Origin of the sequence: Halomonas sp. I5-271120 (assembly GCF_030553075.1) — a bacterium.
Lineage (GTDB): Bacteria > Pseudomonadota > Gammaproteobacteria > Pseudomonadales > Halomonadaceae > Onishia > Onishia taeanensis_A.
Window position 1 is genome coordinate 864,282 of sequence record NZ_CP130701.1, and the last position, 24,655, is coordinate 888,936.

At 63.4% G+C, this 24,655-nt stretch carries 26 protein-coding genes; 19 read left to right on the forward strand and 7 right to left on the reverse strand.

The genetic code is table 11. The features are described 5' to 3' along the window. Positions 1-16: 16 nt before the first annotated feature. A complete protein-coding gene (locus tag Q2K57_RS03795; RefSeq protein WP_112054028.1) occupies positions 17-1,675 on the forward strand; it encodes an FMN-binding glutamate synthase family protein in 1,659 nt (552 codons plus the stop codon). A 276-nt stretch (positions 1,676-1,951) separates the two neighbouring features. Here the strand turns inward: Q2K57_RS03795 and arsB are convergent, their stop codons facing one another. After that, a complete protein-coding gene (arsB, locus tag Q2K57_RS03800; protein WP_112054027.1) occupies positions 1,952-2,968 on the reverse strand; it encodes an ACR3 family arsenite efflux transporter in 1,017 nt (338 codons plus the stop codon). Positions 2,969-3,190: 222 nt separating this feature from the next. Between arsB and Q2K57_RS03805 the strand changes: the two genes are divergently transcribed. The 5 genes from Q2K57_RS03805 to Q2K57_RS03825 all read left to right on the forward strand — a co-directional run bounded on the left by Q2K57_RS03805 (position 3,191) and on the right by Q2K57_RS03825 (position 6,816). Next, positions 3,191-3,601 (forward strand): arsenate reductase ArsC, encoded by a 411-nt coding sequence (locus Q2K57_RS03805; protein WP_112054026.1) that lies wholly within the window; start codon positions 3,191-3,193, stop codon positions 3,599-3,601. A gap of 27 nt (positions 3,602-3,628) precedes the next feature. Next, positions 3,629-3,982 carry a metalloregulator ArsR/SmtB family transcription factor gene (locus tag Q2K57_RS03810; RefSeq protein WP_112054025.1) on the forward strand — a complete coding sequence of 118 codons (354 nt, stop codon included), beginning with the start codon at positions 3,629-3,631 and terminating at the stop codon, positions 3,980-3,982. A 60-nt stretch (positions 3,983-4,042) separates the two neighbouring features. Then, positions 4,043-5,071, forward strand: a complete 1,029-nt coding sequence (locus Q2K57_RS03815; protein ID WP_112054024.1) for an ArsJ-associated glyceraldehyde-3-phosphate dehydrogenase — start codon at positions 4,043-4,045, stop codon at positions 5,069-5,071. A 9-nt stretch (positions 5,072-5,080) separates the two neighbouring features. After that, the gene (gene arsJ / locus Q2K57_RS03820) at positions 5,081-6,376 is read left to right on the forward strand and encodes an organoarsenical effux MFS transporter ArsJ (protein ID WP_112054023.1); all 1,296 of its coding nucleotides are present in this window, start codon (positions 5,081-5,083) and stop codon (positions 6,374-6,376) included. A 113-nt stretch (positions 6,377-6,489) separates the two neighbouring features. Beyond that, positions 6,490-6,816 (forward strand): YnfA family protein, encoded by a 327-nt coding sequence (locus Q2K57_RS03825; protein WP_112054022.1) that lies wholly within the window; start codon positions 6,490-6,492, stop codon positions 6,814-6,816. Positions 6,817-6,855: 39 nt separating this feature from the next. Here the strand turns inward: Q2K57_RS03825 and Q2K57_RS03830 are convergent, their stop codons facing one another. Both Q2K57_RS03830 and Q2K57_RS03835 read right to left on the reverse strand, forming a co-directional pair. Then, positions 6,856-7,191 carry an AzlD family protein gene (locus tag Q2K57_RS03830; RefSeq protein ID WP_258395990.1) on the reverse strand — a complete coding sequence of 112 codons (336 nt, stop codon included), beginning with the start codon at positions 7,189-7,191 and terminating at the stop codon, positions 6,856-6,858. Continuing rightward, the gene (locus Q2K57_RS03835) at positions 7,188-7,916 is read right to left on the reverse strand and encodes an AzlC family ABC transporter permease (protein WP_112054021.1); all 729 of its coding nucleotides are present in this window, start codon (positions 7,914-7,916) and stop codon (positions 7,188-7,190) included. Before Q2K57_RS03835 ends, Q2K57_RS03830 begins: the two co-directional genes overlap by 4 nt. A 207-nt stretch (positions 7,917-8,123) precedes the next feature. On the opposite strand from Q2K57_RS03835, the gene Q2K57_RS03840 reads away from it, so the two are divergent. The 9 genes from Q2K57_RS03840 to sstT all read left to right on the forward strand — a co-directional run bounded on the left by Q2K57_RS03840 (position 8,124) and on the right by sstT (position 16,313). Next, positions 8,124-9,260 (forward strand): C4-dicarboxylate TRAP transporter substrate-binding protein, encoded by a 1,137-nt coding sequence (locus tag Q2K57_RS03840; RefSeq protein WP_112054020.1) that lies wholly within the window; start codon positions 8,124-8,126, stop codon positions 9,258-9,260. A gap of 228 nt (positions 9,261-9,488) precedes the next feature. Next, complete coding sequence (locus Q2K57_RS03845; RefSeq protein ID WP_112054019.1) at positions 9,489-10,121, forward strand: TetR/AcrR family transcriptional regulator; 633 nt, start codon at positions 9,489-9,491, stop codon at positions 10,119-10,121. Beyond that, positions 10,118-10,624 (forward strand): TRAP transporter small permease, encoded by a 507-nt coding sequence (locus Q2K57_RS03850; protein WP_112054018.1) that lies wholly within the window; start codon positions 10,118-10,120, stop codon positions 10,622-10,624. Before Q2K57_RS03845 ends, Q2K57_RS03850 begins: the two co-directional genes overlap by 4 nt. A 10-nt stretch (positions 10,625-10,634) precedes the next feature. Beyond that, entirely contained in the window at positions 10,635-11,942 is a 1,308-nt protein-coding gene (locus tag Q2K57_RS03855; RefSeq protein WP_304526133.1) for a TRAP transporter large permease, read from the forward strand. 23 nt (positions 11,943-11,965) lie between these two features. After that, positions 11,966-13,207, forward strand: coding sequence for an amidohydrolase family protein (locus tag Q2K57_RS03860; RefSeq protein WP_304526134.1), 1,242 nt, complete (start codon positions 11,966-11,968; stop codon positions 13,205-13,207). A 243-nt stretch (positions 13,208-13,450) separates the two neighbouring features. Continuing rightward, the gene (locus Q2K57_RS03865) at positions 13,451-13,654 is read left to right on the forward strand and encodes a cold-shock protein (RefSeq protein WP_092527654.1); all 204 of its coding nucleotides are present in this window, start codon (positions 13,451-13,453) and stop codon (positions 13,652-13,654) included. A gap of 180 nt (positions 13,655-13,834) precedes the next feature. Beyond that, positions 13,835-14,425 (forward strand): gamma-glutamylcyclotransferase, encoded by a 591-nt coding sequence (locus Q2K57_RS03870; protein ID WP_304526135.1) that lies wholly within the window; start codon positions 13,835-13,837, stop codon positions 14,423-14,425. A gap of 57 nt (positions 14,426-14,482) precedes the next feature. After that, positions 14,483-14,890, forward strand: a complete 408-nt coding sequence (locus Q2K57_RS03875; protein WP_304526136.1) for a gamma-glutamylcyclotransferase — start codon at positions 14,483-14,485, stop codon at positions 14,888-14,890. A 193-nt stretch (positions 14,891-15,083) separates the two neighbouring features. Next, on the forward strand, positions 15,084-16,313 hold the full coding sequence (sstT, locus tag Q2K57_RS03880; protein ID WP_304526137.1) for a serine/threonine transporter SstT: 1,230 nt from the start codon (positions 15,084-15,086) through the stop codon (positions 16,311-16,313). A 93-nt stretch (positions 16,314-16,406) separates the two neighbouring features. On the opposite strand, the gene Q2K57_RS03885 is transcribed toward sstT, so the two are convergent. Next, positions 16,407-17,627, reverse strand: a complete 1,221-nt coding sequence (locus Q2K57_RS03885) for a pyridoxal phosphate-dependent aminotransferase (protein WP_092527645.1) — start codon at positions 17,625-17,627, stop codon at positions 16,407-16,409. Positions 17,628-17,637: 10 nt separating this feature from the next. Further along, positions 17,638-18,315: a TetR family transcriptional regulator C-terminal domain-containing protein gene (locus Q2K57_RS03890; protein ID WP_175491688.1), complete on the reverse strand. Its 678-nt coding sequence runs from the start codon at positions 18,313-18,315 to the stop codon at positions 17,638-17,640. A gap of 365 nt (positions 18,316-18,680) precedes the next feature. Between Q2K57_RS03890 and Q2K57_RS03895 the strand changes: the two genes are divergently transcribed. The 4 genes from Q2K57_RS03895 (at position 18,681) to Q2K57_RS03910 (ending at position 22,013) form a co-directional block, all read left to right on the forward strand. Then, complete coding sequence (locus tag Q2K57_RS03895; protein WP_304526138.1) at positions 18,681-19,451, forward strand: ABC transporter ATP-binding protein; 771 nt, start codon at positions 18,681-18,683, stop codon at positions 19,449-19,451. Positions 19,452-19,576: 125 nt separating this feature from the next. Then, positions 19,577-20,353 (forward strand): transporter substrate-binding domain-containing protein, encoded by a 777-nt coding sequence (locus tag Q2K57_RS03900; protein WP_304526139.1) that lies wholly within the window; start codon positions 19,577-19,579, stop codon positions 20,351-20,353. A 100-nt stretch (positions 20,354-20,453) separates the two neighbouring features. After that, complete coding sequence (locus Q2K57_RS03905) at positions 20,454-21,173, forward strand: ABC transporter permease (protein WP_092527632.1); 720 nt, start codon at positions 20,454-20,456, stop codon at positions 21,171-21,173. Between the two features lie 9 nt (positions 21,174-21,182). Further along, positions 21,183-22,013 carry an ABC transporter permease gene (locus tag Q2K57_RS03910; RefSeq protein WP_092527629.1) on the forward strand — a complete coding sequence of 277 codons (831 nt, stop codon included), beginning with the start codon at positions 21,183-21,185 and terminating at the stop codon, positions 22,011-22,013. 175 nt (positions 22,014-22,188) lie between these two features. On the opposite strand, the gene Q2K57_RS03915 is transcribed toward Q2K57_RS03910, so the two are convergent. After that, positions 22,189-22,956, reverse strand: a complete 768-nt coding sequence (locus Q2K57_RS03915; RefSeq protein ID WP_092527626.1) for a class II aldolase/adducin family protein — start codon at positions 22,954-22,956, stop codon at positions 22,189-22,191. 92 nt (positions 22,957-23,048) lie between these two features. After that, on the reverse strand, positions 23,049-24,005 hold the full coding sequence (locus Q2K57_RS03920) for an NAD(P)-dependent oxidoreductase (RefSeq protein WP_304526140.1): 957 nt from the start codon (positions 24,003-24,005) through the stop codon (positions 23,049-23,051). Positions 24,006-24,655 lie beyond the last annotated feature (650 nt).

Genomic DNA, 24,655 nt, shown 5'->3' on the forward strand with positions numbered 1-24,655 from the left:
CCCAGGAGCTCATCGCATGCCCTCACTCCCCGCTCGCCTGACCGAATGGCGCAGCTTATCCCGCTACGCCGCCTACGGCGCCAGCTTCATCGGTCTGATCACGAGCCTCGGGTTGATGGCCCTCAGTCCGGTTTGGGGCCTGGCGGCGCTTTGCTTCGCCGCCCTGGCGGCGCTAGGCACCTTTGATCTGCGCCAACGCCGGCGCACGGTGAGCCGCAACTACCCGATCCTTGCCCACTTGCGCTATGGCCTCGAGGCGATCGGACCGGAGATTCGCCAGTACTTCATCCAAGCGGATACCGAGCCGCGCCCCTTCTCCCGGGAGCAGCGCGAAGCAGTCTATCAGCGCGCCAAGAACAGCATGGACAAGAAACCCTTCGGCTCGCTGCTCGACATGTATGCGCCGGGCTATGAGTGGGTCAACCCGTCGCTGGCCCCCGCACCGGTCAACGGCCACGACTTTCGGGTGACGATCGGCGCCGGTCGCGCCAAGCCCTATTCCGCCAGCGTGTTCAATATCTCGGCGATGAGCTTCGGCTCGCTTTCCGGCAACGCGATCGAGTCCCTGAACCGGGGCGCCGCTCAGGGCGGCTTCTACCACGACACCGGCGAGGGCGCGATTTCGCCCTACCATCTTCAGGGTGGCGACCTGGTATGGGAAATCGGCTCGGGCTATTTCGGCTGTCGCACCCTGGATGGGCACTTCAGCGAGGAGCGCTTCATCGAGGGTGCATGCCGGCCCGAGGTGAAGATGATCGAGATCAAGCTCAGCCAGGGCGCCAAGCCCGGCCACGGCGGCATTCTGCCCGGCGCCAAGGTTACCGCCGAGATCGCCTCGACCCGGGGCGTGCCAGAAGGCGAGGACGTGGTTTCACCCTCCTCCCATTCCGCTTTTACCACGCCCCGGGAGCTGATCGCCTTCATCATGCGCCTGCGCGAACTTTCCGGTGGCAAGCCGGTCGGCATCAAGCTCGCCATCGGCCATCCCTGGGAATGGTTCGGCCTGGTCAAGGCGATGCTCGCCACCGGCGAGCACCCGGACTTCGTCGTCGTCGACGGCGGCGAGGGCGGCACCGGGGCGGCACCGCTGGAATTCATCAACCGGATGGGCATGCCGCTCACCGAGGCGCTGCTGTTGGTGCACAACACCCTGGTCGGCGCCAACCTGCGTGAATCGATCAAGATCGGCGCCGCCGGCAAGCTGATCTCGGCCTTCGACATCGCGCGCACCATCGCCCTGGGCGCCGACTGGTGCAACGCCGCCCGTGGCTACATGTTCGCGCTGGGCTGCATCCAGGCCCGGGCCTGCCACACCGATCGCTGCCCCAGCGGCGTGGCCACCCAGGACCCGCGGCGCAGTGCCCACCTGGACGTGGCCGACAAGAGCGCCCGGGTCCATCACTTCCACGACAACACCATGAAGGCCATGGCCGAGATGCTGGCCGCCGCCGGCCTGACCTCGCCCGACGAGCTCGGCCCCGAGCACATCCTGCGCCGGGTCTCCGACCACGAGATCCGCGCCTTCGATCAGCTGTTCAACTACCTGCCACCGGGGGCGCTGCTCAACGGCCCGCCCGAGCATGAGGTGTTCGCGCATTACTGGGCGGAGGCCAGCGCCGAGACCTTTCACCCGCCGGCCGCCGAGGCGACGAAGCGCACAAGCAAGCTGGTCTAGCAAGAGCCCGGGGGGAGACGCCCCCGGCCATTGGCGCGGCGAATCCGCCGCATCGCTCAGTGGTCGCGCTGATTGACGCGCCGCGACAGCAGGAAGGCTCACGCAGCGAGCCATGCAGCAGCAGGATGCGCGGCTTTTGTGTGCCAGGGGCGGCGTCGAAGACGCTTGCCGTCGTGGGCGCCGCAAATAGGGCGTCATGGACGTTGGGCAAATCGTGCATAGCCATGCCTCGGTGTGATAGTGGCGTTGACATTGAGAGTCGTCGGCGTAAAGCCGTCAGATGAACCAGTGGCGGGTGCGATTGGCGAACCAGACCAGCGACAACATCACCGGCACCTCGACCAGCACACCAACCACGGTGGCCAGGGCCGCCCCGGAATGCAGGCCGAACAGCGAGACCGCCACGGCCACAGCCAGTTCGAAGAAGTTTGAGGTACCGATCATGCAGGCCGGAGCGGCGATGGCGTGGGGCAAGCGCAGCCAGTGAGCCGCGGCATAGGCGAAGGCGAAGATGCCATAGGTCTGGATCAACAACGGCACGGCGATCAACCCGATCACCATAGGGCGGGCGAGCAGCGTCTCGGCCTGGAAGCCGAACAGCAGGATCACCGTGCCCACCAGCCCCAGCACCACACCGGGCTTGAGGCGCCGCACGAAGGCCACGAGGCGCGGCTCGCCTCCCTGCGCCAGCAGCAAGCGCCGTGTCAGCACACCGACCAGCAACGGCAACACGATGTACATCAGAACCGACAGCAGCAGCGTCGGCCAAGGCACAGTGATGTCAGTCATGCCGAGCAACAGCGCGGCGAGGGGGGCGTAGGCGAAGATCATGATCAGGTCGTTCACCGACACCTGCACCAGGGTGTAGTTGGGATCGCCCTCAGTGAGCTGACTCCAGATGAAGACCATCGCCGTGCAGGGGGCGACCCCCAGCAGGATCATCCCGGCGATGTATTCATTGGCCGAGGCAGGGTCGACGAAGGGGGCGAACAGGTGGTGGAAGAACAGCACCCCCAGGCCGGCCATGGTGAAGGGCTTGATCAGCCAGTTGACACCCAGGGTCAGCAGCAGGCCCCGCGGGCGCTGGCGGAGGTCGCGAATCGCCGCCATGTCGACCTGAATCATCATCGGGTAGATCATGATCCAGATCAGCACCGCCACGACCAGGTTGACATGCGCCCACTCCAGCGCGGCCAGCGCCCGGAAGGCTTCCGGGGCGAGGTTGCCGAGTCCCACCCCGGCCAGGATGCCCAACGCGACCCAGAGGGAAAGATAGCGTTCGAAGACTCCCATGCGTGCATCACTCCCGATGTCGGTTCAGAAGAAGAGGCGGTCACAATAGAGGACCGGCTCCCCGGCAAGACATATGCTAGCACGTATATATGGAAATATGTATATTTACCCGGTAGCGGCATGGCATCGCACCGACGCCTTTCCACCCCCAGTCATCGAATCGTCATCCCGGGTTGGTATATATGGTATTTCATATATATTGAGCCCTCGAGGTAAGCCAGCATGACCAAGCCACGCGTCCTGTTCCTGTGCAACGCCAACTCCGCCCGCTCCATCATGGCCGAGGCCCTGCTCCGCCACATGGCGGGGGATCGCTTCGACGCCTTCAGTGCTGGCGTCGAGCCCGACCAGCCGCATCAGGCCGCCCTGGCGGCGCTCAACGCTCAGGGCATCGACACCTCAGGCCTGGCCAGCCAATCCCTAGAGGCCTACGCTGGTCAGCATTTCGACAGCGCCATCATCCTCTGCGAGAAGGCGCAACAACGCTGCCGCGACTGGAACGGCGAGGCCGACGAGATCCTGTTCTGGGATATCCTCGACCCGCGGCTCAACCCCCGGGCCAACGCCTATCCACAAACTCTTCAAGAGATCCGTCGCCGCCTGGAACTGTGGCTCCACGTTCAGGCGCGCTGACGGAAACGACACCCTACCGGGAACGCCATGACCTCACTGACCTCCCTCTCACTGTTCAAGTGCCTCGGCGACGAGACGCGGCTCGCCCTGATGCTGCTGATCCACACCGAAGGCGAGCTGTGCGTCTGCGAGATGACCCATGCCCTGGAGGCCTCACAGCCAAAGGTCTCGCGCCACTTGGCGCAGTTACGCGACTGCGGACTGGTCAAGGATCGACGCCAGGGGCAGTGGGTTTACTACCGGCTGATGCCCGAGCTGCCGGCCTGGGCCCTCGAGGTGCTGGACGCCGCGGCCCGCGGCGCCGCGACAGGGCTCGAGGCGCCGCTCGCACGCCTGGCCGCCATGGGCAACCGCCCAGTGCGCCAGGCGAGTTGTTGCTGAGCGCCCTCGGCCTCAGCTCATCCTTCTTCCCCCTCGGACGATCTTTACCAGGAGCCCTCCATGACCCTTCGCATCGGCATCAACGGCCTCGGCCGCATCGGTCGCCTGGCGTTGCGCCGCCTCTGGGCCGAGCGCGACGCCCAGGCCCTCGAGCTCGTCGCCGTCAACGATCCGGGCGGCGATGCGGCCACCTTCGCCCACTTGCTCGAATTCGACTCGGTGCACGGCCGCTGGTCGCCGGGGGCCGGCCTTCAAGCAGAAGACGATGCCATCATCATCGACGGCGTGCGCCTGCCCTTCTCCCGCCATACCACCATCGACGACAGCGACTGGTCCGGCTGTGACGTGGTGATCGAGGCCTCCGGGGTGATGAAGACCCGCGACCAGCTCGACGCCTACCTCGCCCAAGGCGTGGGCCGGGTGGTGGTCACCGCCCCGGTCAAGGAAGACGGCGTGCTCAATGTGGTGATGGGCGTCAACGATCAGGCCTTCGAGCCGGCCAAGCACCGGATCGTCACCGCAGCGAGCTGCACTACCAATTGCCTGGCGCCGGTGGTCAAGGTGATCCACGAGACCTTCGGCATCCGCCACGGTTCGATGACCACGGTGCACGACATCACCAACACTCAGGTGATCCTCGATACCCCGAGTTCGCCAACGAAACCCGACCTGCGCCGTTCCCGGGCCTCGAGCATGAGCCTGATTCCCACCACCACCGGATCGGCCAAGGCGATCACCGCGATCTTTCCCGAGCTTACGGGCAAGCTCAACGGCCACGCCGTGCGCGTGCCGCTGGCCAACGCCTCGCTCACCGACATGGTCTTCGAGCTCGAGCGCGAGACCAGCAGCGAGGAGGTCAACGCCGCCCTGAAAGCCGCCGCCGAGGGCGAACTCGCCGACATACTGGGCTATGAGGAGCGCCCGCTGGTCTCCATCGACTACCGCACCGATCCGCGCAGCGCGATCGTCGATGCGCCCTCGACGCTGGTGATCAATAACACCCAGCTGAAGCTCTACGCCTGGTACGACAACGAATGGGGCTACGCCAACCGCACCGTCGAGCTGGCCCTTAAAGTCGGCCGAGCCTGAGGAGGCACCATGACGCTTGCCGCACGCCTGCGCGCCTTGCCGTTCGAGGTACGCCAGTACCTGCTGGTCACCGGCAACTACTGGGCGTTCACCCTGACCGATGGCGCCCTGCGCATGCTGGTGGTGCTGCACTTCCACCGGCTGGGCTATTCGCCGCTGGAGGTCGCGCTGCTGTTCTTGTTCTACGAGGCCTTCGGCGTGGTCACCAATCTGGTCGGCGGCTGGTTGGGGGCGCGCCTGGGGCTCAACCGCACCATGAACCTGGGGCTTGGCCTGCAGCTTCTGGCACTCGGCATGCTGCTGGTGCCCAGCACGGTGCTCAGCGTGGCCTGGGTGATGGCCGCCCAGGCGCTCTCGGGGATCGCCAAGGATCTCAATAAGATGAGCGCCAAGAGCGCGGTCAAGGTGCTGCTGCCCAAGGACGGCGCCGGCACGGTTGCGGCCGGCACGGACGTGAACACTCAGGGCACGCTGTATCGCTGGGTGGCGCTGCTCACCGGCTCCAAGAACGCCCTGAAGGGCGCCGGCTTCTTCCTCGGCGGCCTGCTGCTGACGCTGGTCGGCTTTCGCGGCGCGATCCTCGCGCTGTGGGTCCTGCTGGTAGGGGTGCTGGCGCTATCGCTGTGGCGGCTGCGGGCAGACCTCGGGCGCCAGAAGTCCAAACCCAGATTCCGCGAGGTGTTATCGACCTCACGGGCGGTCAACGTGCTCGCGGCGGCGCGACTGATGCTGTTCGCTTCAAGGGATGTCTGGTTCGTGGTCGCCCTGCCGGTGTTTCTGTATGACGTTTACGGCTGGACCTTCTGGAGCGTGGGGACCCTGATGGCCGTGTGGGTCATCGGCTACGGCGGTGTGCAGACCCAGGCGCCGCGCCTGACTCGCATTTTCCACGGAAGCCCGGCGGCCATCACCGCCAGCTGGGCGCTGGCGCTGGCCGCGCTGCCCGCCATACTCGCGCTCCTGCCGCTCGGCGCCGGCTCAGATACCGGCTCGAGCCCCAGCCTGGGCGCCGGCTGGCTGATCGCGGGGCTGTTGGCCTTCGGCGCGGTATTCGCCGTCAACTCGAGCTGGCACAGCTACCTGATCGTGCGCTATGCCCGCGCCGAGGGCGTATCGATGGATGTCGGCTTCTACTACATGGCCAACGCCATGGGACGCCTGATCGGCACCCTGCTGTCGGGCTGGCTCTACCAAGTTCAAGGCCTGGCCGCCTGTCTGTGGGTCTCGGCGGGACTCGTACTGGCAAGCGCCCTGCTGGCCCTGGCGCTGCCCCGAGAGAGCACGTCCAACGTCTGCCAGCAATGATAGGCTGGCGGCTTTATCTCGCGTGCTCGTCAGACACGCTCGCTTGATCTCGTGATCTCGCGAATCCGGCGCGTTTGCCCCATGATCACCCCAACCATCGCAGGAGCCCTTGCATGCCCACCCCGCTGCTCTATGTGGCCGCGGCCCTGGCCGAGATCGCCGGCTGCTTCGCCTTCTGGTCCTGGTGGCGCCTCGACAAGCCGCTCGGCTGGCTGCTGCCGGGTATGGCCAGCCTGGCGCTGTTCGCCTGGCTGTTAAGCCTCACCGATGCCGACTACGCCGGGCGGGCCTATGCCGCCTATGGCGGGGTCTATATCGCCACCTCGCTCGTCTGGTTGTGGCTGGTCGAACAGCGCGCCCCGGATCGCTGGGATCTGATCGGCGCGACCCTTTGCCTCGTCGGCGCGGGGATCATCCTGCTGGGGCCGCGCAGCGCCTGAGCCAGCATGCGGACTGGCGGGACCACCCGGCACCGTTCATCACCCCGTCCCCGTGGCTATCACATAGCGCCACAGGGCGGCGCTGACCATTCCCATAGCGATCGCCATCAGCGGGCTTCGCAGCCAGATCGCCACCGCGCCTGCGGCCAGCGCCGCTATCCGGGTGCCGCCATCACCGTCGACGATCATCGGAGTGATCACGGCAATCAGCACCGAGGTTGCCATGGCATCGACGAAGCGCCGCACCTTGGGGCCGATGGGTAGCCGCGACATGATCAAGAGCCCACCGATGCGCGACACCAGCGCAATCCCGATCATCATGATGATCGCCACCAGCGAGGCCGCACCGCTCGCGCTTGCAAAGGGACCCATCATGATGCCGCCCGGCGAGCCGAAGCGGCAGGGCAGACCACAGCAACGCCGCCGCCCACCAGGGCCCCCACCACCACGTGAAGGTAGGGCGGTAACCAGTAATAGGCGAGCAAGGCACTCAGGGCCGCCGCTCCCCAAGGCAGCAGCATGTCACGCCGCGGAACGCCACCGACGACGATCACCAGCAAGAAACACAGCATGATCACGTCGAGCCCATAACGCTCCGGCTCGGCCAAACGACCGCCAAACATCAACCCGATACCGCTGCCCACCACCCAGGCCACCCACAGGGCGATACCGCCACCCAACAGCAGGCCCACGTTACGCTCGCCGCGCTGATATTCACCCAGCGCCATGGCCCAACTGGAGTCCGTCAAGAAAAATACCGCCGCAAACTGCTGGCGTTTGGGCAGGCTGTGCAGCCAAGGGTGCAGGGCCGCGCTCATCAACAGATGGCGGGTATGGATGGCCATGGTCGTCAGCGCCAGCGCCAGCAGGGGGAGCGGGAAGGCCCATAGCTCGAGCACGGCAAATTGCGAGGGGCCCGAGAACATCAGCGCGCTCATCAACATGGCCTCCCAGCCATGCAGCCCCTTCTGAGCGGCCGCCACGCCGAACGCCAGCCCGAAGGCAACGGTAAAGGCGGCGAGGGGCAGCATCTTGCGCACCCCACGCCAGGTGCCCGGTCGATCCAGTTTGGCCGCCGCTGACTCGACCGATGATTCCATGCTCGCCCCTCCTGAGGGTGATGAAAACGCCTTCAGGCGCTAGCTCTAGCCTAGCCGTTAACGACTTTAATAAAAACAAACAGGCCTGCTTGTTTTTTTCATGAGTGCGAACTAGGCTCAATTTCAAGGCGCCACTCTGCGCCTTGCCCAGGTGACTGGTATCACAATAGCAACAATCTGCCGACCGTCACGGCACTGGAGAGAATCATGCATTCCAAGTCCACCCGACTTGCCTTGGGAGTGGCCGCCCTTGCCCTTCCTGCCTTCGCGACCTCAGCCATGGCCGCCACGTCATTCATCGCCAATTCCTTTTACGACCAGCAGCACCCGCACTCACGGTACGGCTATATCGAATGGGCCGAGACCGTCAAAGAACTGTCCGGAGGCGAGCTTCAGCCGGAAGTCTTCACCGGTACCGTGCTGCTGGCGCCGCGCGCCAACCTGCAGGGGATCCGCGACAATGTGGTGCAGGTAGCCCACCACGCCGCTGTATACACGCCCTCCGAACTGCCGGTCGCCAATGCCGTCCAGGAGCTGGGCTTCAACTTCGACGACCCGCTGATCGGCATTCTCGCCGTGACCGATTTCAGCACCCATAACGCGGTCCAGCTCAAGGAATGGGAAGACGTCGGCATCGTCTATCTCGGCGCGTACAACACCCCGCCCTATGTGCTGTTCTGCCGCGAACCTGTGCGTAATCTCGAGGAACTGCGCGGCAAGCGGATCCGCACCGCCGGCTCCACGGTCTCGGCATGGGTCGAGCAGGCAGGCGGCATACCGGTCAATGTGCCCTCCAGCGAAATGTACAGCGGCCTGGACCGCGGCTCGCTGGACTGCGCCTCCAACGCCGCCAATGACCTGATCGACCGCTCGCTGTGGGAAGTCGCCGAATACACCACCCTGTTGCCGACCGGCATGTACTGGTCAGGCCCGCAGTGGGGCTTCAACCCATCGTTCTGGGCCGACCTCAGCGATGATCAGCGCGATGTCTTCAAGCAGGCCACCGCCAAGGCGATGACCCGCATGATCGTTCAGTACCTGGACACCGCAGATGCGGCTCTCGAAGAAGCGATCGCCAAGGGCAACAACGTCTATGAGCCGGAAGAGGACTTGATGGCTTCCGTCGAGGCGTTTCGTGAGAAGGCACTGACGGACGTCTACGATACGGCACGTGACAAATACGGCATCGAAGACCCCCATGCCCTGATCGATGACTTCCTGGCCACCCATGCCAAGTGGGTCAAACTGCTTGCCGACGTAGACCGTCATGACGAAGACGCCCTGGCAGAACTGGCCATGCGCGAGATCTACGACACCCTGCCCGACGACTATGGCATTTACTGATACCGCCAACTCCCAGGGCCGCTCTCGGCGGCCCCTTTGGCGACCCTTAGGCTGTGCCTGAAAAGTCGACGAGCGAAGGCCAGACAAGGCAAAAATCGGCGAAAGAGCGGACCGGGCTGGCGTACCAGTTTACGGGGTGTAAATGAGCATCTTGAGCCGATTTTTAACGCCGTATGGACGAGCGCAGTACTTTTCAGACATTGCCTAGCCAACCGAGGAGGCACAACGATGAGCCAACGCCAGACCCAGGAAGAACGCTCGCGCCACACTCAAGCGAAGATCATGCAAGGCACGCTGGAGTGCATTCTTGAGAAGGGTATCCGCGCCACTTCGACGGTCGACGTGGCACGTCAAGCCGGCGTTTCAAGGGGCGCACTGATGCACCACTACCCCTCCAAGGAAGCGCTGATGCAGGCCGCCCTCGAAGATCTGCTTAACCAGGAGGTCGTGAGCGTCAAAGAAATGGCTGACGGCATCAAGGCGGGCACGCTGGACTTCGACACGCTGATCGACACCCTGCACGACCACTTCAAGGGCAACCTGTACATGGTCACATTGGAGTACCTCACGGCAGCCCGAACCGACGCCTCGATCAAGGAGGTCCTCGAGCCCCTGGCCGCCCGCTTCAATGCCTCGCTCGAGGCCATCTGGGAACAGCTCCTGATCAGCACCCGGCATAGCTCCCACGAGAAACGCGTCGCCCTGAACGCCACCCTGTGCATGATGCGCGGCATGGGCGCCCAGAGCATCTGGCGCGACGACCCGGCGCTATATCGCGACATGCTGACGTTCTGGAAACAGACCCTGATCGACCAGGGCTTCAGCGAACGCGTCGCTTCGAAGCGGAGGAACCACATATGACGACCGAGGGCACCCGACTCGAGATCTTCAGCACCTGGCTGAGCAAGGCCACGCTGGTGGCATCGACCCTGTTTCTGGCCTTGATGGCGCTACATGTCACCCTGGATGTCACTCTGCGTTTCCTGATAGGCACCTCCTTTACCGGCACGCTGGAAGTGGTGTCCTTCTATTACATGATCGGCGTGGTCTTCCTGCCCCTGGCCTACGTGGAACTGCAGCGCGAGCATATCAGCGTCGATGTGCTGGTCGGCCGGTTTCCCGCTGGCATGCAGCTTGTCATCTACCTGTTTGCCGGCCTACTGGGGCTCGCCTATTTCGGCCTGCTTGGCTACCAAAGCCTGCTGGATGCTATGCGCGCCACCGGCAGACTGGAAACCGCAATGGCCAACTTCACCTTCTACCTGTGGCCTAGCCGCTGGGCGTTACCGCTCGGTTTCGCCGCCATGTGTCTGGCAACGCTTGCCAACATGATCAAGGCCATCCGCCTGCGTCACGCCCTCTAGGAGCATCAGCATGACCAATCTCGAGATCGGCGTGGCAGGCATTGCCATCGCCCTGACCCTGATCGCCTTACGCGTGCCTATCGGCGTGACGCTGGGCCTGGTATCGATCGTCGGCATCAGTCAGATCACCAACTTCTCGATCGCCTGGGGCATGATTTCCGCGACCCCCTTCGACTTTGCCGGTACCTGGGAACTGACCGCTGCCCCCATGTTCCTGTTCATGGGCTACCTGTGCACCACCACCAACATGACGCAGGGCCTGTTTCAAGCCATGCGCCTGTACATGGCTCGCCTACCAGGCGGGCTGGCGGTTTCCAGCGTCATGGCCTCGGCATTCTTTGCCGCGGCCTCGGGCTCGAGCGTGGCCACCTCGGCGGCCATGTCGCGCATCGCCGTGCCGGAAATGCTCAAGCACAACTATGACCGGGGCCTGGCAACCGGCACCGTGGCGGCCTCTGGCACCCTGGGATCGTTGATTCCGCCCAGCGTGCTGCTGGTGCTGTACGGCGTTTACGCACAGGTGTCGGTGGGCCAGCTGTTCATGGCCGGCTTCCTGCCTGGCATCGTCTCGGCGCTGCTCTATATCGCGATGATCATGGTGCGCACGCACCTCAAGCCCAGCCTCGCCGGCCATGCCAACGTGCAATCGAGCTGGCAGGAGAAGTGGGATGCGTTCAAGGAAATCTGGCCACTGCCGCTGCTGATCGGCGCCGTACTCGGCGGCATCTTCAGCGGCATTTTCTCGCCTACCGAGGCAGGTGCCGTCGGCACCTCCATCGCCGCCCTGATCGCCCTGTCGCGGCGCACCCTGACGATAGATGCGCTCAGGCAGGCGCTGATTCAAACCGCGGTCAGCACCGCCAGCATCTTCATCATCCTGATCGGCTCGCTGTTCTTCACCCGCTTTCTGGCCCTGAGCGGCGTGCCAACGGCGTTCGCGGAAATGATCCTCAGTGTCAGCACCGAGAGCTGGTGGATCATCCTCGCCGTTGCCCTGATCTATCTGGTGCTGGGCATGTTCATCGACTCCATCGGGCTACTGCTGCTGACCCTGCCGTTGATCCTGCCGCTGGTCGAAGGTGCCGACCTGAACCTGGTGTGGTTCGGCATCATCGTCGTCAAGCTGCTCGAGGTCGGCCTGGTCACGCCCCCCATCGGTCTCAACGTCTACGTCATCAAAGGGGCGCTGGGCAAAAGCGTCACCCTTCAAGAAGTCTTTCGCGGTGTCAGTTGGTTCATCGCCATGGACATCATCGCCCTGCTGCTGATCGTGATGATTCCGGCACTCTCGCTCTATCTCCCACAAAAAATGTTCTGACCCGTCAGTTCGAGGAAAAAACAATGACGACTACTCACATCTCCCGTACCCGCTTTATCAATGCCAACGTCATCGATACCCGCCACGGCCAAGTGCTGTCTGAGCAGCAGGTGCGCATTCAGGATGGCCGCATCGTCGCGATCGGTTCCGGCCCACTCGATGGCGAAGACGATCAGGTCATCGACCTTGAAGGCCGCTATCTGATGCCCGGCCTGGTCGACTCCCATGTTCACGTCACCGCCATCACCCCGAATTTCGCGCTGCTCGAGACGCTGTCTCCCTTCTATGTAGGCGCCAAGTCCAGCGAGCTGCTGGAAGCCATGCTGATGCGCGGCTTTACCAGCGTGCGTGATGCCGGGGGTGCCGACCATGGCCTGGCAAGCGCCGTCGAGGAAGACAGCCTGATCGGCCCGCGCCTTTTGTATGCCGGCCGGGCACTGTCACAGACCGGCGGCCACGGCGACATGCGCGGCCCCGGCCAACAGACCTTCGAGGGCTGCTTCTGCTGCTCGGGGCTGGGGCGTGTCTGCGATGGCGTCAGCGAGGTCCGCCGCGCCGCTCGCGACGAGATTCGCAAGGGGGCCACCCAGCTCAAGATCATGGCCTCGGGCGGGGTGTCTTCCCCCACCGATCGTATCGACAGCACTCAGTTCTCGCTGGAAGAGATCGATGCCATCGTCGAGGAAGCCACCGCTGCCAACATCCACACTATGGCCCATGCCTATACCGCCCGCGCCATCAACCGGTTGATTCCCCGCGGTGTGAAGACGATCGAGCACGGCAACCTGATGGACGAAGAAAGCTGCCGGCTGTTTCTCGAGCACGATGCCTACCTGACGCCGACCCTTGCCACCTACGATGCCCTGGCCAAGGAAGGCGTCGAGGCCGGCATGGCGCCGCACCTTCAGCAGAAGGTCTATGACGTGCTGGATGCCGGCGCCAAGGCACTGGAAATGGCCCAGCGCCACGGTGTGAAGATGCTCTACGGCTCTGACCTGCTGGGCCGCATGCAGTGCCACCAGCTCAACGAGTTCCTGTTGCGCAAGGAGGTGGTGCCGGCGGATGACCTGATCCGCGCCGCGACCTGCAACGCCGCCGACGCCTACGGCGATCGCGGGGACTTCGGCGAAGTGATTCCAGGCGCCCGTGGCGATCTGATCGTCCTGCGTGACAACCCGCTGGATGATATCTCGGTGCTGACGCAGCCTGAGCACCAGCTACTGATGATCATGAAGGGGGGCAAGATCTACAAGAACGCGCTCTAAGCCCCGTTCTGGCAGGGCGCGTGCCGGTTGCGGCGTGCGCCCTCAGGCTGTCCTCGTAAATTAATGTTGACCCGAAGGCCTCAACGTGGAAAGATGCATCTCAGTTGGTTAGCAAGTTGAATATAGTCAGTTGTAATCGAAGTCCTTCGGTAGCCCTGGTGTATATCTCCTTTGTTTTACCCACTATTTCTCGGGGTATCACCCGGCAACTGTAAGAGCGCTTTGCGCGTAAGGATATTGAAAATGGCAACTGGCACAGTTAAGTGGTTCAACGACACTAAAGGTTTCGGCTTCATTTCTCCGGCAGACGGTGGCGACGACCTGTTCGCACACTTCTCCGAGATCCAGGCAGAAGGCTTCAAGTCTCTGCAGGACGGCCAGGAAGTTTCCTTTGACGTCACCCAGGGCAAGAAAGGCCTGCAGGCGTCAAACATCAAGGCCATCTAAACTCCGACTTCCTGTCGAGATTAGAAAGCCTCTCAAACCCTAGGGTTTGAGGTACAAGGCCCGCTTCGGCGGGCCTTGTTGCGTTTGTGTGGTAGTAAAGTTTGTGTAGTAGATGCGTTAAAGCCCCCTCCCGGCGAATGATAAAATCGACACCTCTGCGTGACGCTACTCAGGACGCCCATGACGATCGACACCACCCGCATCAATCAGCAGATGACCCATTTCGACGGTCACCAGGAAATCTGGCTGTTCGGCTATGGCTCACTGATCTGGAAAGCCGACTTTCCCTACCTGGAACGTCGCCCGGCGCATATCCGCGGCTGGGTGCGCCGCTTCTGGCAAGGCTCCCACGACCATCGGGGCACGCCCGAGGCTCCGGGGCGCGTGGCTACCCTGGTCCGCGATCCAGACGCCATCTGCCACGGCATGGCCTACCGCATCACGCCTGAAACCCTCGGTCCTCTCGATGTGCGCGAGAAAAACGGCTACCTGCGCGTGGTCACCGAACTGCACTTCGATGATGCCCCTGACGACAACCGAATGAGCGAATCAGCTGAAGGCCTGGTGTATCTCGCCACTGAAGACAACGCCGCCTTTCTCGGCGACGCGCCCCATGACGCCATCGCCCGCCAGATTGCCGAGGCCCGAGGCGCCAGCGGCCCCAACCGCGACTACCTGCTCAACCTGGCGGCGGCGCTCGAGCGTCTCGGCCATCACGACGAGCATGTGGTCTCGCTGGCGAGCCACCTAGATGGGAAACTATCTAGCTGAGAGGCCGCACCGTCTTTCAGACATTGCTTCCAAACACTCGTGAACTTCAGGTGAGCCATGCACTCCCCCGCCATCGCCATCCAGCGCACCCCGCTGGTCGCCGTCTACGGCACGCTGAAGCGCGGCCTGCGCAACCACCACTGGCTGAAGGGTGCCGAGTTCGTCGGTAAAGACACCCTCACGACGGCGACCCTCTACGATCTGGGCCCCTACCCTGGCGCCAGGCTCGAGCCCTCGCGCGGGGTCTGCATCGAGGTGTTTCGGGTCGATAGCCGCTGCCTGACAGACCTCGACCGGCTGGAAGACTACCGCGTCCAAGCGCCGACAACCGGCACCTACGACCGCGCCGTACACGACACCGCCTTCGGGCCGGCCTGGCTCTATCTCTACAACCTCGACGTTGCCGGCTATCCTGCGATCCGCGAAGGAGGCTGGTCGCCGAGCGATAGTTCGCCCAGCGCCTAGGCAAGCATGACGCCGACGAACTGACGTCGCTCTCTGGCGGGACACCGGGATGATCGCCGACGCGGCGGCGACGGGAATGGTAGAATACCGCGCCCGTTTTGGCCCGGCGCGGCTGGCAGGTGGACCCAATCGCGCCGCGCACTCCTGGCTTCTGCGTGCAACCCACGATCCCGAACCCTCCAAGAGACGCGTCATGATCGCAACCCTTAACACCCTCTTCCGCCCCCTGCAGCGGATAGGGCTGATCGCTCAAATTGCCATCGGCATCGTCTGCGGCATCCTGCTGGCTACCACCTCACCCGATCTCGCCCAGTCGGCGTCACTGCTGGGGCAAGTGTTCATTTCTGCCCTCAAGGCCGTGGCACCGATTCTGGTCTTCGTCTTAGTCACGGCGGCCATCGCCAGCCATCAGCGCGGCCAGCAGACCCACATCCGCGGGGTGCTGGTGCTTTATCTGATCGGCACGCTGGCGGCCGCGCTGGTCGCCGTGGTGGCGAGCTTCGCTTTCCCGACCACCCTAACACTGGACGCTCCTCAGGCCACCGGCAACCCGCCCGGTGGGGTCGATGAGATCCTCAAGAACCTAGTGTTGAGCGCCGTCGACAACCCGGTCAGCGCGCTGATGAATGCCGACTTCATCGCCATTCTGGTCTGGTCGGCCGGCCTTGGCCTGACGCTGCGCCAGGCAAGCGATAGCACCCGCGCCCTGCTTGCTGACCTTGCCGATGCGGTATCGCAGATCATTCGCTGGGTGATCCGCCTGGCACCGCTGGGCATCTTCGGCCTGGTGGCCGGCACCCTTGCCAGCGCAGGCCTCGGTGCACTGCTCGATTACGGCCAGCTGCTGCTGGTGATCGTCGGCTGCATGCTGTTCGTGGCACTGGTGACCAACCCGCTGATCGTGTTCCTGAAGACGCGTCGTAATCCTTATCCGCTGGTCTTCGCCTGCCTGCGCGGCAGCGCCATCACTGCCTTCTTCACCCGTAGCTCGGCGGCCAACATTCCGGTCAACCTGGAGCTGTGCAAGCGCCTTGACCTGCACGCCGACACCTATTCGATCTCGATCCCGCTGGGCGCCACCATCAATATGTCCGGTGCGGCGGTCACCATCACCGTGATCACCCTGGCCGCTGCTCATACCCTGGGCATCAGCGTCGACTTCGCCACTGCGCTGCTGCTATGCATCGTATCGGCGCTGGCCGCCTGCGGTGTCTCCGGCGTGGCCGGCGGCTCGCTGCTGATCATCCCCATGGCCGCCAACCTGTTCGGCATTTCCACCGACGTGGCCATGCAGGTCGTGGCGATTGGCTTTGTGATCAGCGTGGTTCAGGATTCCACCGAAACGGCGCTGAACTCCTCCACTGACGTGCTGTTCACCGCCGCCGCCTGTCGGGCCGGTGACGCGGCCACCGAGCGCGACTGAACCACCCGTCCCGCTTCCAGCCGTCCGCTCTGGAACGAAAAACCCCGCCATGGCAGACACCATGGCGGGGTAGAAAGGCCCATCCGGCAGTGATCAGGCCGGGTTGCTGGCCTCGGTCTGGTGGGTCTCAGCGTCCAGATCCTTGCCGTCCAAGCGCTGGCAAAGCGTCGCCATTTTGTCGACGGCTTGCATCAGCACTTCATCCGGTACCGTTAGCGCCACCCGAATCAGGGTCGTGGCGCTATCGCCGAAAGAGGCTCCCGGCATCACCGCCACCCCTTGTTCTTCGAGCAGCCGCCAGGCGAAAGCCTCGCCGTCCAGACCGGTCTTCGCGACATCGATCATCAGGAACATGCCGCCCTGCGGGAGGCTCGACGACAGCGCGGGCACCCGGCCGACGGCCTCGTGCAGCAGCTTGGCGCGACGGCCCAGCGCTTCACAGAGGCGATCGGCGGTATCGAAATGCTGGCGCAGAGCCGCCTCGGTCATGTCGGCAATGAACGGCTGGTTGCCGAACAGCATGGTTTCCGAAATCGGCAGCAGGCGCCGCGAAAACTCCACCGGGCCGATCGACCAGCCGCTGCGGAAGCCGGTGGCCGCATGGCTCTTGGAGATCGAGGACACCACCACGGTGCGCTCGCGAAGCGCCTCGATTTCCAGCGGCGAGACGAAGTCGCCGTCGAAGATCAGCGCCTCGTAGACCTCATCGCAGAGGATCCACAGATCGTGCTCGATGCACAGCTTGCCCAACTGCTCCAGCGTCTCGCGATCCAACACCGCGCCGGTGGGGTTATGCGGCGTATTGAGCATCAGCACCCGGCTTTCCGGGGTGATGGCGGCGGCCAGATCGTCAGGCTGCATGATGAAGTCGTGCTCCATGCGCAGCGGCACCGGCTGAAGATGAGCCCCTGCGGCACGAATCACCCCTTCATAGGTGGCGTAGTACGGGTCGCCGCTCAGCACGCCATCTCCCTCACCGGCCAGCGCCAGGATCACCGCGAATAGCGCGGTCTGGGTACCGGGGAAGCACAGCACGTTCTCTTCGCCGATGCCGGGGAAGCGCGGCGCATAGCTCTCGATCAACGCATCCACTAGGCCCGGCTCGCCGCGCCCGTTGGAATAGCGCGTGCGCCCGGCCCGCAGGGCATCGATGCAGTGCTCGACCAGGGCCGGGTCGGTGGTGATATCCGGCTCGCCGATGCTCAATTCGATGAGTTCTTCGCCTTTGGCCTGGCGCGCTCTAGCGGCGTTGTGTACCGCCCATTTGTCGCCACCGAGGTCATACAGGCGATCAGTAATCGATGCGTAGCGCATGAAACGTTTCCTATCGTGTTGCGTGCTGAGAAGATATTGAGGGGGCGGCGATATGCTGCATCAGAGTATTGGCCGGCAGTGCGAGGATGCCCTCCGCCGCACTCAGCGCAATCCTTGGCAGCAGCGCCGTGTCATAAAGGCCGTGCCCGAGCCCGCCTTCCAGCCACAAGCCATCGATCAGCGCATTCAGCGCAATGGCGTAGTGCTGGCAGGTGACAGGGTCCGCGGGACGCTTGAGCGCCAGCAGCAGCGGATGAATCAGCGTTTCCAGCAGGATCAGGAATTCGCGATAGCTCTCACGGTGGATGTCGGCATAGCCAGGATCGGTGCGTACACGGCCGATGAACGTGGCCCAGAGCGCCACCTTGCGGGGCGACAGGTTGGGCGCCGTCACGTTGGCGACGATGAAGCGTGCCAGGCGTTGCTCGGGCTCCTCGCCGGCTTTCTCTGCCGATTCCTCGGCTTCGCCGGTCAGTTGCCCGATCAGGTAGCCGTAGGCGGCACTTACCATCGCGTCCTTGGAACCGAAGTAATGGCGAATCAACCCCGCCGTCACGCCGGCACGCTCGGCCACCCGCCGAGCGCTGGCACCGCTCATGCCGTGCTCGGCGACACAGTCCAGAGTGGCTTCGAGCAAGCTGCGGCGCCGCGCATCCATGGACCAACGCTGAAATGATTTCCTGCTCATAGTCTCCATCGTTTCCGGTAAGAAGCATCCCTCTCGGCGCTTCACTGCATATAGGCCGCCCCACCCACTCGGCTTCATAAAGCTCACCTCACAAAGACCGCTTCATAAAGACCGCTACGCGTGGGCGCCCCTACATACATCAAGGTGCTGAAAAAATTGGTGATTTTGACACCAGATCTGCCCTTGAAACTGCCGACCCTAAAGCGCCTAGCTAGCCTTTCGTTTAATATTGAGGCTTTGAATCTCGCCGTACTTGGCTTACAGTTATACTGTCGTATAACAAGGAACTAATTGCAAGCGCCTGCTAGATAACGACGTTTCCCCCTCCAGGAGGCAGATGGGCGCCCCCAGAGACGAGATAATCAATGGCAAACGAACCTGCAATAGAGATACGCGACCTGCGCAAGCGATTCGGTCCCCTCGAGGTCCTGAAGGGCATTTCCTTGACCGCCGGCCAGGGCGATATCGTCGCCATCATTGGCGGCTCGGGCTCGGGTAAATCGACGCTGCTAAGATGCATCAACCTGCTGGAACGCCCGACATCGGGCGAGGTGGCGATTCAAGGCGAAACCTATCGCATGCGAACCTCTCGCCATGGCGATATGGAAATCGCCGACCGCCGTCAGGTCCAGCGCATCCGCGCCCACCTCGGCATGGTCTTTCAGAACTTCAACCTCTGGCCGCACCGCACGGTGCTGGAAAACGTCATCGAGGTGCCCATCCACGTACTGGGCATGAAGCGCGACGAGGCCGTTCATCGCGCCGAGAAGCTGCTCGACCGAGTCGGACTTGCCAGCCAGAAGTCGATGTATCCGGGCTTCCTATCCGGCGGGCAGCAGCAACGCGCCGCCATTGCCCGGGTGCTGGCGGTCGATCCGCTGGCCATGTTGTTCGATGAACCCACCTCGGCGCTCGATCCGGAGCTGGTCGGCGAGGTGCTATCCGTGATCCGCGATCTGGCCGCCGAGCAGCGCACCATGATGCTGGTGACCCACGAGATGGCCTTCGCTCGCGACGTGGCAAGCCACGTGGTGTTCCTCCGAGAAGGCGTCATCGAAGAGCAGGGCCCGCCCGATCAGATCTTTGGCGATCCCCGGTCGCCGTACTTGAAGCAGTTCATCAGTTCGGTGGCCTGACCGCCGGCCTTTCTTTATCAACACAGCTTTATCAACGACGGCGTCATAAACGACACGCGTAAACACCCTAAACGGCAGATGTAACCCGTCTGCCAAGAACGCCTAAAACAAGAGAGGTAATCCCCATGTTCAAGACACTCACCGCGACCGCCAGCCTGATCGGCCTGAGCCTTTTCGCTGCACCAGTTCTGGCCGATACCTACAAGATCGGCCTGTCTGCCGAGCCCTACCCCCCCTTCTACTCGCCGGATGCTGCCGGTGAATGGTCGGGCTGGGAAATCGACTTCATCGACGAGCTATGTAACCGCCTTGAGGCCGAGTGCGAGCTCAAGCCGGTCGCTTGGGAAGGCATCATTCCGGCTCTTAAAACCGGCAAGATCGACATGATCATTGGCTCGATGTCGATTACCCCGGAACGCGCCCAGCAGATCGCCTTCTCCGACAAGTATTACGCCAGCCCCACCGGCATCGTGGCGCTCAAATCAAGCGACGTGCAGCCCACTGCCGAGGGCGTTGAAGGCGCTTATCTGGGTATTCAGTCGGGCACCAACCAGGAACAGTACGCGCGCAAGCATTTCGCCGACACGGCTAACCTCAAGGTCTATCAGACCCTCAACGAAGAGCTCCAGGACCTGGTCGCTGGCCGCCTGGACGGGGTGGTCGCCGACACCCTGGCCGTTCAGACCTTCATCCACTCAGAGACCGGCCAGTCCTGCTGTGAATACCGCGGTGCCGTGGCAAGCGATGCTGAGCTGATGAGCGAGGGCATCGGGGTAGGCCTGCGCCAGGGCGATACCGCGCTCAAGGAACGCGTCAATGCGGCCATCGACGCGATGCGTGCCGATGGTACCTATGAGGAGATGACGGCGCCCTACTTCGATTTCGACATCTACGGCGGCTAATTGCCCGCCTGCGAAGGCCGCCCTAGTGGCGGCCTTTGTCTTTCCGTCTTTATTTGGACATTCGTTGGAAATCCGTTACTCACAAGGATAATCGCCACCCATGACGACCGTCTTCGACTTAAGCCTGCTGGCCTTTGAGCCCCCCGGCTGGGGCAAGGTGCTGCTGGTCGGGTTCCTGCGCTCGATCGAGCTGGCGGCAGGTGGCTATCTGCTGGGCATCCTGATCGGCATCTTCGGCGCCACCGGCAAGCTCTACGGCAACAAGGTCGTCCGCGACCTGCTGGAAATCTACACCATGGTGATCCGCGCCGTGCCCGAACTGGTACTAATGCTGCTGTTCTATTACGTCGGCACCGACCTTCTGAGCCGGGCCTCGACCGCCATGGGCTTCGGTAGCGTCAATATCGACGGCCTGACTGCCGGCATCCTGGTCATCGGCCTAGTGCAGGGCGGCTATGCGACCGAGGTCATTCGCGGCGCTATTCTGGCCATCCCCCGCGGCCAGATCGAAGCGGCTCATGCCTTCGGCATGCCGCCCAGCAAGGTGCTGCGCCGGGTCACGCTGCCGGCCATGACGCCGCACGCCCTGCCCGGCATGGCCAACCTGTGGATGATCGCCACCAAGGACACCGCCCTGCTGGCCGTGATCGGCTTCAGTGAGCTGACCTTGGTGACCCGCCAGGCCGCCGGTGCCACACAGTCCTACATCATGTTCTTCCTGGCCGCGGGCGTGCTGTACCTGGCGCTGACGCTGGTGTCGAACCTCGCCCTGCGCCGCTTCGAGCGTTACGCACGGCGCGGTCTTGTCTCCGCACGCTGACTTCAAGGAATGCCTGTGTCTGAACCCCACTCTCTCGCGTCGCTCGTGCGCCCCTCGCGAACGAGCCCAATCACCAAGCTGTCGGGCCTGCTCGAGCCCCATCGCCTCATTCTGCTGGCGCTGTTCATAGCAGGCCTGGTGGCCGCGATCCTGTTGATGGACTGGAGCTGGCTGCCCCGCTACCTGCCCAAGCTTTGGGAAGGGCTGCAGATGACCCTGATCATGCTGTTCTCAAGCGTGGTCGTAGGCTTTCTGTTCGCCCTGCCCCTAGGGCTTGCGCAGGTCAGCGGTGTCTGGCCGCTACGCTGGCTGGCCACCGGTTTCTGCACCGTGATCCGCGGCACCCCACTGCTCCTGCAGCTGTGGCTGTTCTATTTCGGCCTGGGCGCGCTGTTCGGCCAGTTCCCGGAGATCCGTGACTCCTGGGCCTGGGACTACCTGCGCCAAGCCTGGCCCTATGGCTTCATCGCCCTGACCGTGTCGTTCGCCGCCTACCAGGGCGAGATCATGCGCGGCGCCTTTGCTGGCGTGCCCCACGGCGAGCTGGAAGCCGCCGAGGCCTTCGGCATGTCACGGATCAAGGTCTTTACCCGCGTCTGGTTTCCACGCGCCCTGCACCGTGCCCTGCCAACGCTGACCGGCGAGATCATCCTGCAGCTCAAGTCCACGCCTCTGGTCGCCACCATCACGGTGATGGATCTCTATGCGGTGATCACCCAGGTGCGCCAGACCACCTACCTGACCTATGAACCGCTGCTGTTCCTAGTCGCCGTCTATCTGTGCCTGAGCGGCATCCTGATCGTCGGCCTGCGCTGGCTCGAGAACCGCGTACCGCACTGACGGCCGCCTGCCCGGCTTGCCGGGGGCACTGGCCTCAAGAGACGATGCACCACAAAAAAAGGGGGCGGCCAAATGGCCGCCCCCTTTTCTCGTCCTACTGGCGTCTCACCAGACGCCCTGCCTCTGTCGACCAGCCTCTCTACTAATGAGTCTCTCGGTCCCCTGTCCAGGCCGCTCAGTCGCGATAGCTCGGATCCAGCGCTTCGAGGGTACGCAGATGCGCTGCCCACTCGAGCTCGAGGTCACCATCTTCATGGATAGTCTGATCGTACTGGCGGGCCACATGGTGGGCGGTGTCTTCCGATACCAACCGCAGCGGCTGGCCGGTGGACTGCGCCGCTACCTGCAGCTCGCAGGCGCGCTCGAGATAGAACATGTTGTTGAACATCTCGGCGGCCGAAGCGCCAGTGGTCAATAGGCCATGATTGCGCAGCACCAGCGCCGGGTTGTTGCCAAGGCTTGCCACGATGCGCTCGCGCTCAGCCAGGTCCAGGGCGATGCCCTCGTAGTCGTGGTACGACACCCGCTCGTGAAACTGCAGCGAGATCTGGTTGAGCCGCGTCTCAAGACCTTGTTCCAGCGACGAGACCGCCACCCCGGCCCGGGTGTGGGTATGCATCACCCAGGCCGCGTCATGGCTGGCGCCATGGATCGCCGAATGGATGGTGAAGCCGGCCGGGTTCACTGCCTCCGGGCTGTCATCGACCTTGCGACCGTCGACGTCGATCTTCACCAGCGAGGAGGCGGTGATCTCTTCCCAGCGCCAGCCATAGGGGTTGATTAGGAAGTGACCTTTCTCACCCGGCACCCGCGCGGTGATATGGGTATAGATCAGGTCCGTCATGCGGTAGTGGGCGGCCAGGCGATAGCAGGCCGCCAGCGCGATGCGGGCCTCTCGTTCGGTGTTGCTGATCGTGGCGCGCTTGGGCTGATCGAGACTCATCGGACGCTCCTTAGCGAAAATTCCGTAGCGAAAGCTCATTAGCGAGAGCTCTTTAGCCAAAGCTCTTCTATAGCCAAAGAAAAGGGGTGACTTCAGTAACCGCGAGCGCGATCGACGCCCATCGCCAGCGGCTGGTCGTCGCGCAGGGCACGGGCGGTGTCGATGACCTGCCCCGCGACCACCTCTGGCAGGGAGTCACTGGCGATATGCGGTGTGATGCGCAGGCGCTCATTCTGCCAGAAGGGATGATCGGCAGGCAGCGGCTCTTCCCTGAAGACATCCAGGCTCGCTCCAGAAAGCTGGCCACTCTCGATAGCCGCGACCAGATCATCCTCGACCAAGTGCTCGCCGCGGCCGATCTGCACCAGCCAGGCACCCTTGGCAAGCTTCGCGAACAGAGCCTTGCCGAGCACGTTCTCGGTAGATGCAGTCAGCGGCAGCACATTGATCAGATAATCGGCGCCGTCAGCGGCTTCCATCACCGCGCGCTCGCCGGTCAGGTAGGTCACGCCCTTGACCGGAGCTTGTGGCTGGCTGCGGCAGGCCACGCGCACGGAAAAACCTAGCGCGGCCACCGCTTCGACCACGGCGCGCCCCATGGTGCCATGCCCAAGCACCGCCACCTTGGCAGAGGCCGGCGCGCGCATTGGCAGCGGTTCCCAGTGTGCCTTGGCGGCATTGCGCTCCAGAATGGCGAACTCGCGTTCGCGGTTGAGCACCTCGTGCGCCGCGAAGCCCGCCATCAGGTCGGCCTGATGCGGGTCGCGCACCCGGGCGATCTGCACCCCATCGCCAAGGCCTGGGTGCGCCAGCAGGGCATCGACACCGGCGCCGATCGACATGGCCAGCGTCAGGTTGGGGTAGGCCTCGAAGGCCTGCTCGTTGGGCAACCAGCAGATCGCAAAGCGCACGTCTTCAGGGTTGTCGATTTCGTGCGGGTGACGCAGAACGACGTCATCGGCAGCGCTGCGCAGAGCGTCACCATAGACGGCATCCAGGTCGAGTGAATCACTCAGATAGACGCCCAGGATCGGGTTCGCGTTAGTCATACAGCTTCCTTCGATTCACATTACAGATGAGCAGTGGCTGCCAAGCAGCCTCTTGTTACCCAAATGTATAATAAATTGGACTCCGGTGCCATGGAGCGACCGGACAATCACTGCTTGTGCAGCGGATGGCAGGCCGCCCCCGCAGTCAACCTGGACCAACGAGATCAGCAGTCACCCTTGCCCAGCTTGGCCAGGCACGTTCGCAGACACTCCCGACCATTCACTTCATGCTGAGAGTCGATTGGACTTGGTCGGCACAAATCATTAAGGTAGCGCCCTTCTTCGGGCATCAGCGTCAGCACGGCGGCCCGAGTGGGCAACGCGCCCTGTCGTATCAATCTTGCTAAAACGCGCATAAATCTCGCTTCAACGGTGACGCGATAGGCCTCTGCCACTGCCAGACACTGGCGTCAGCCCCGGCCTACACAGTCAGCGAACAAGAGGGAACCCATGTCGACCCCCGCATTTTCTCAAGGGCACTGCATGCCACGACGCCCGCCACCGACCTGCCTGCCGGGAAGCGCCTGATCGGCGATTCCTGATCGGCTCAGCCTGAGCCGATATCTCCGGGGCCTCCTGCGCCTGCGTCATCTCACTGACGCCGCATGGCCGCCGCCCCTTCGCGATCCTGAAACGATCCAACGACGCCG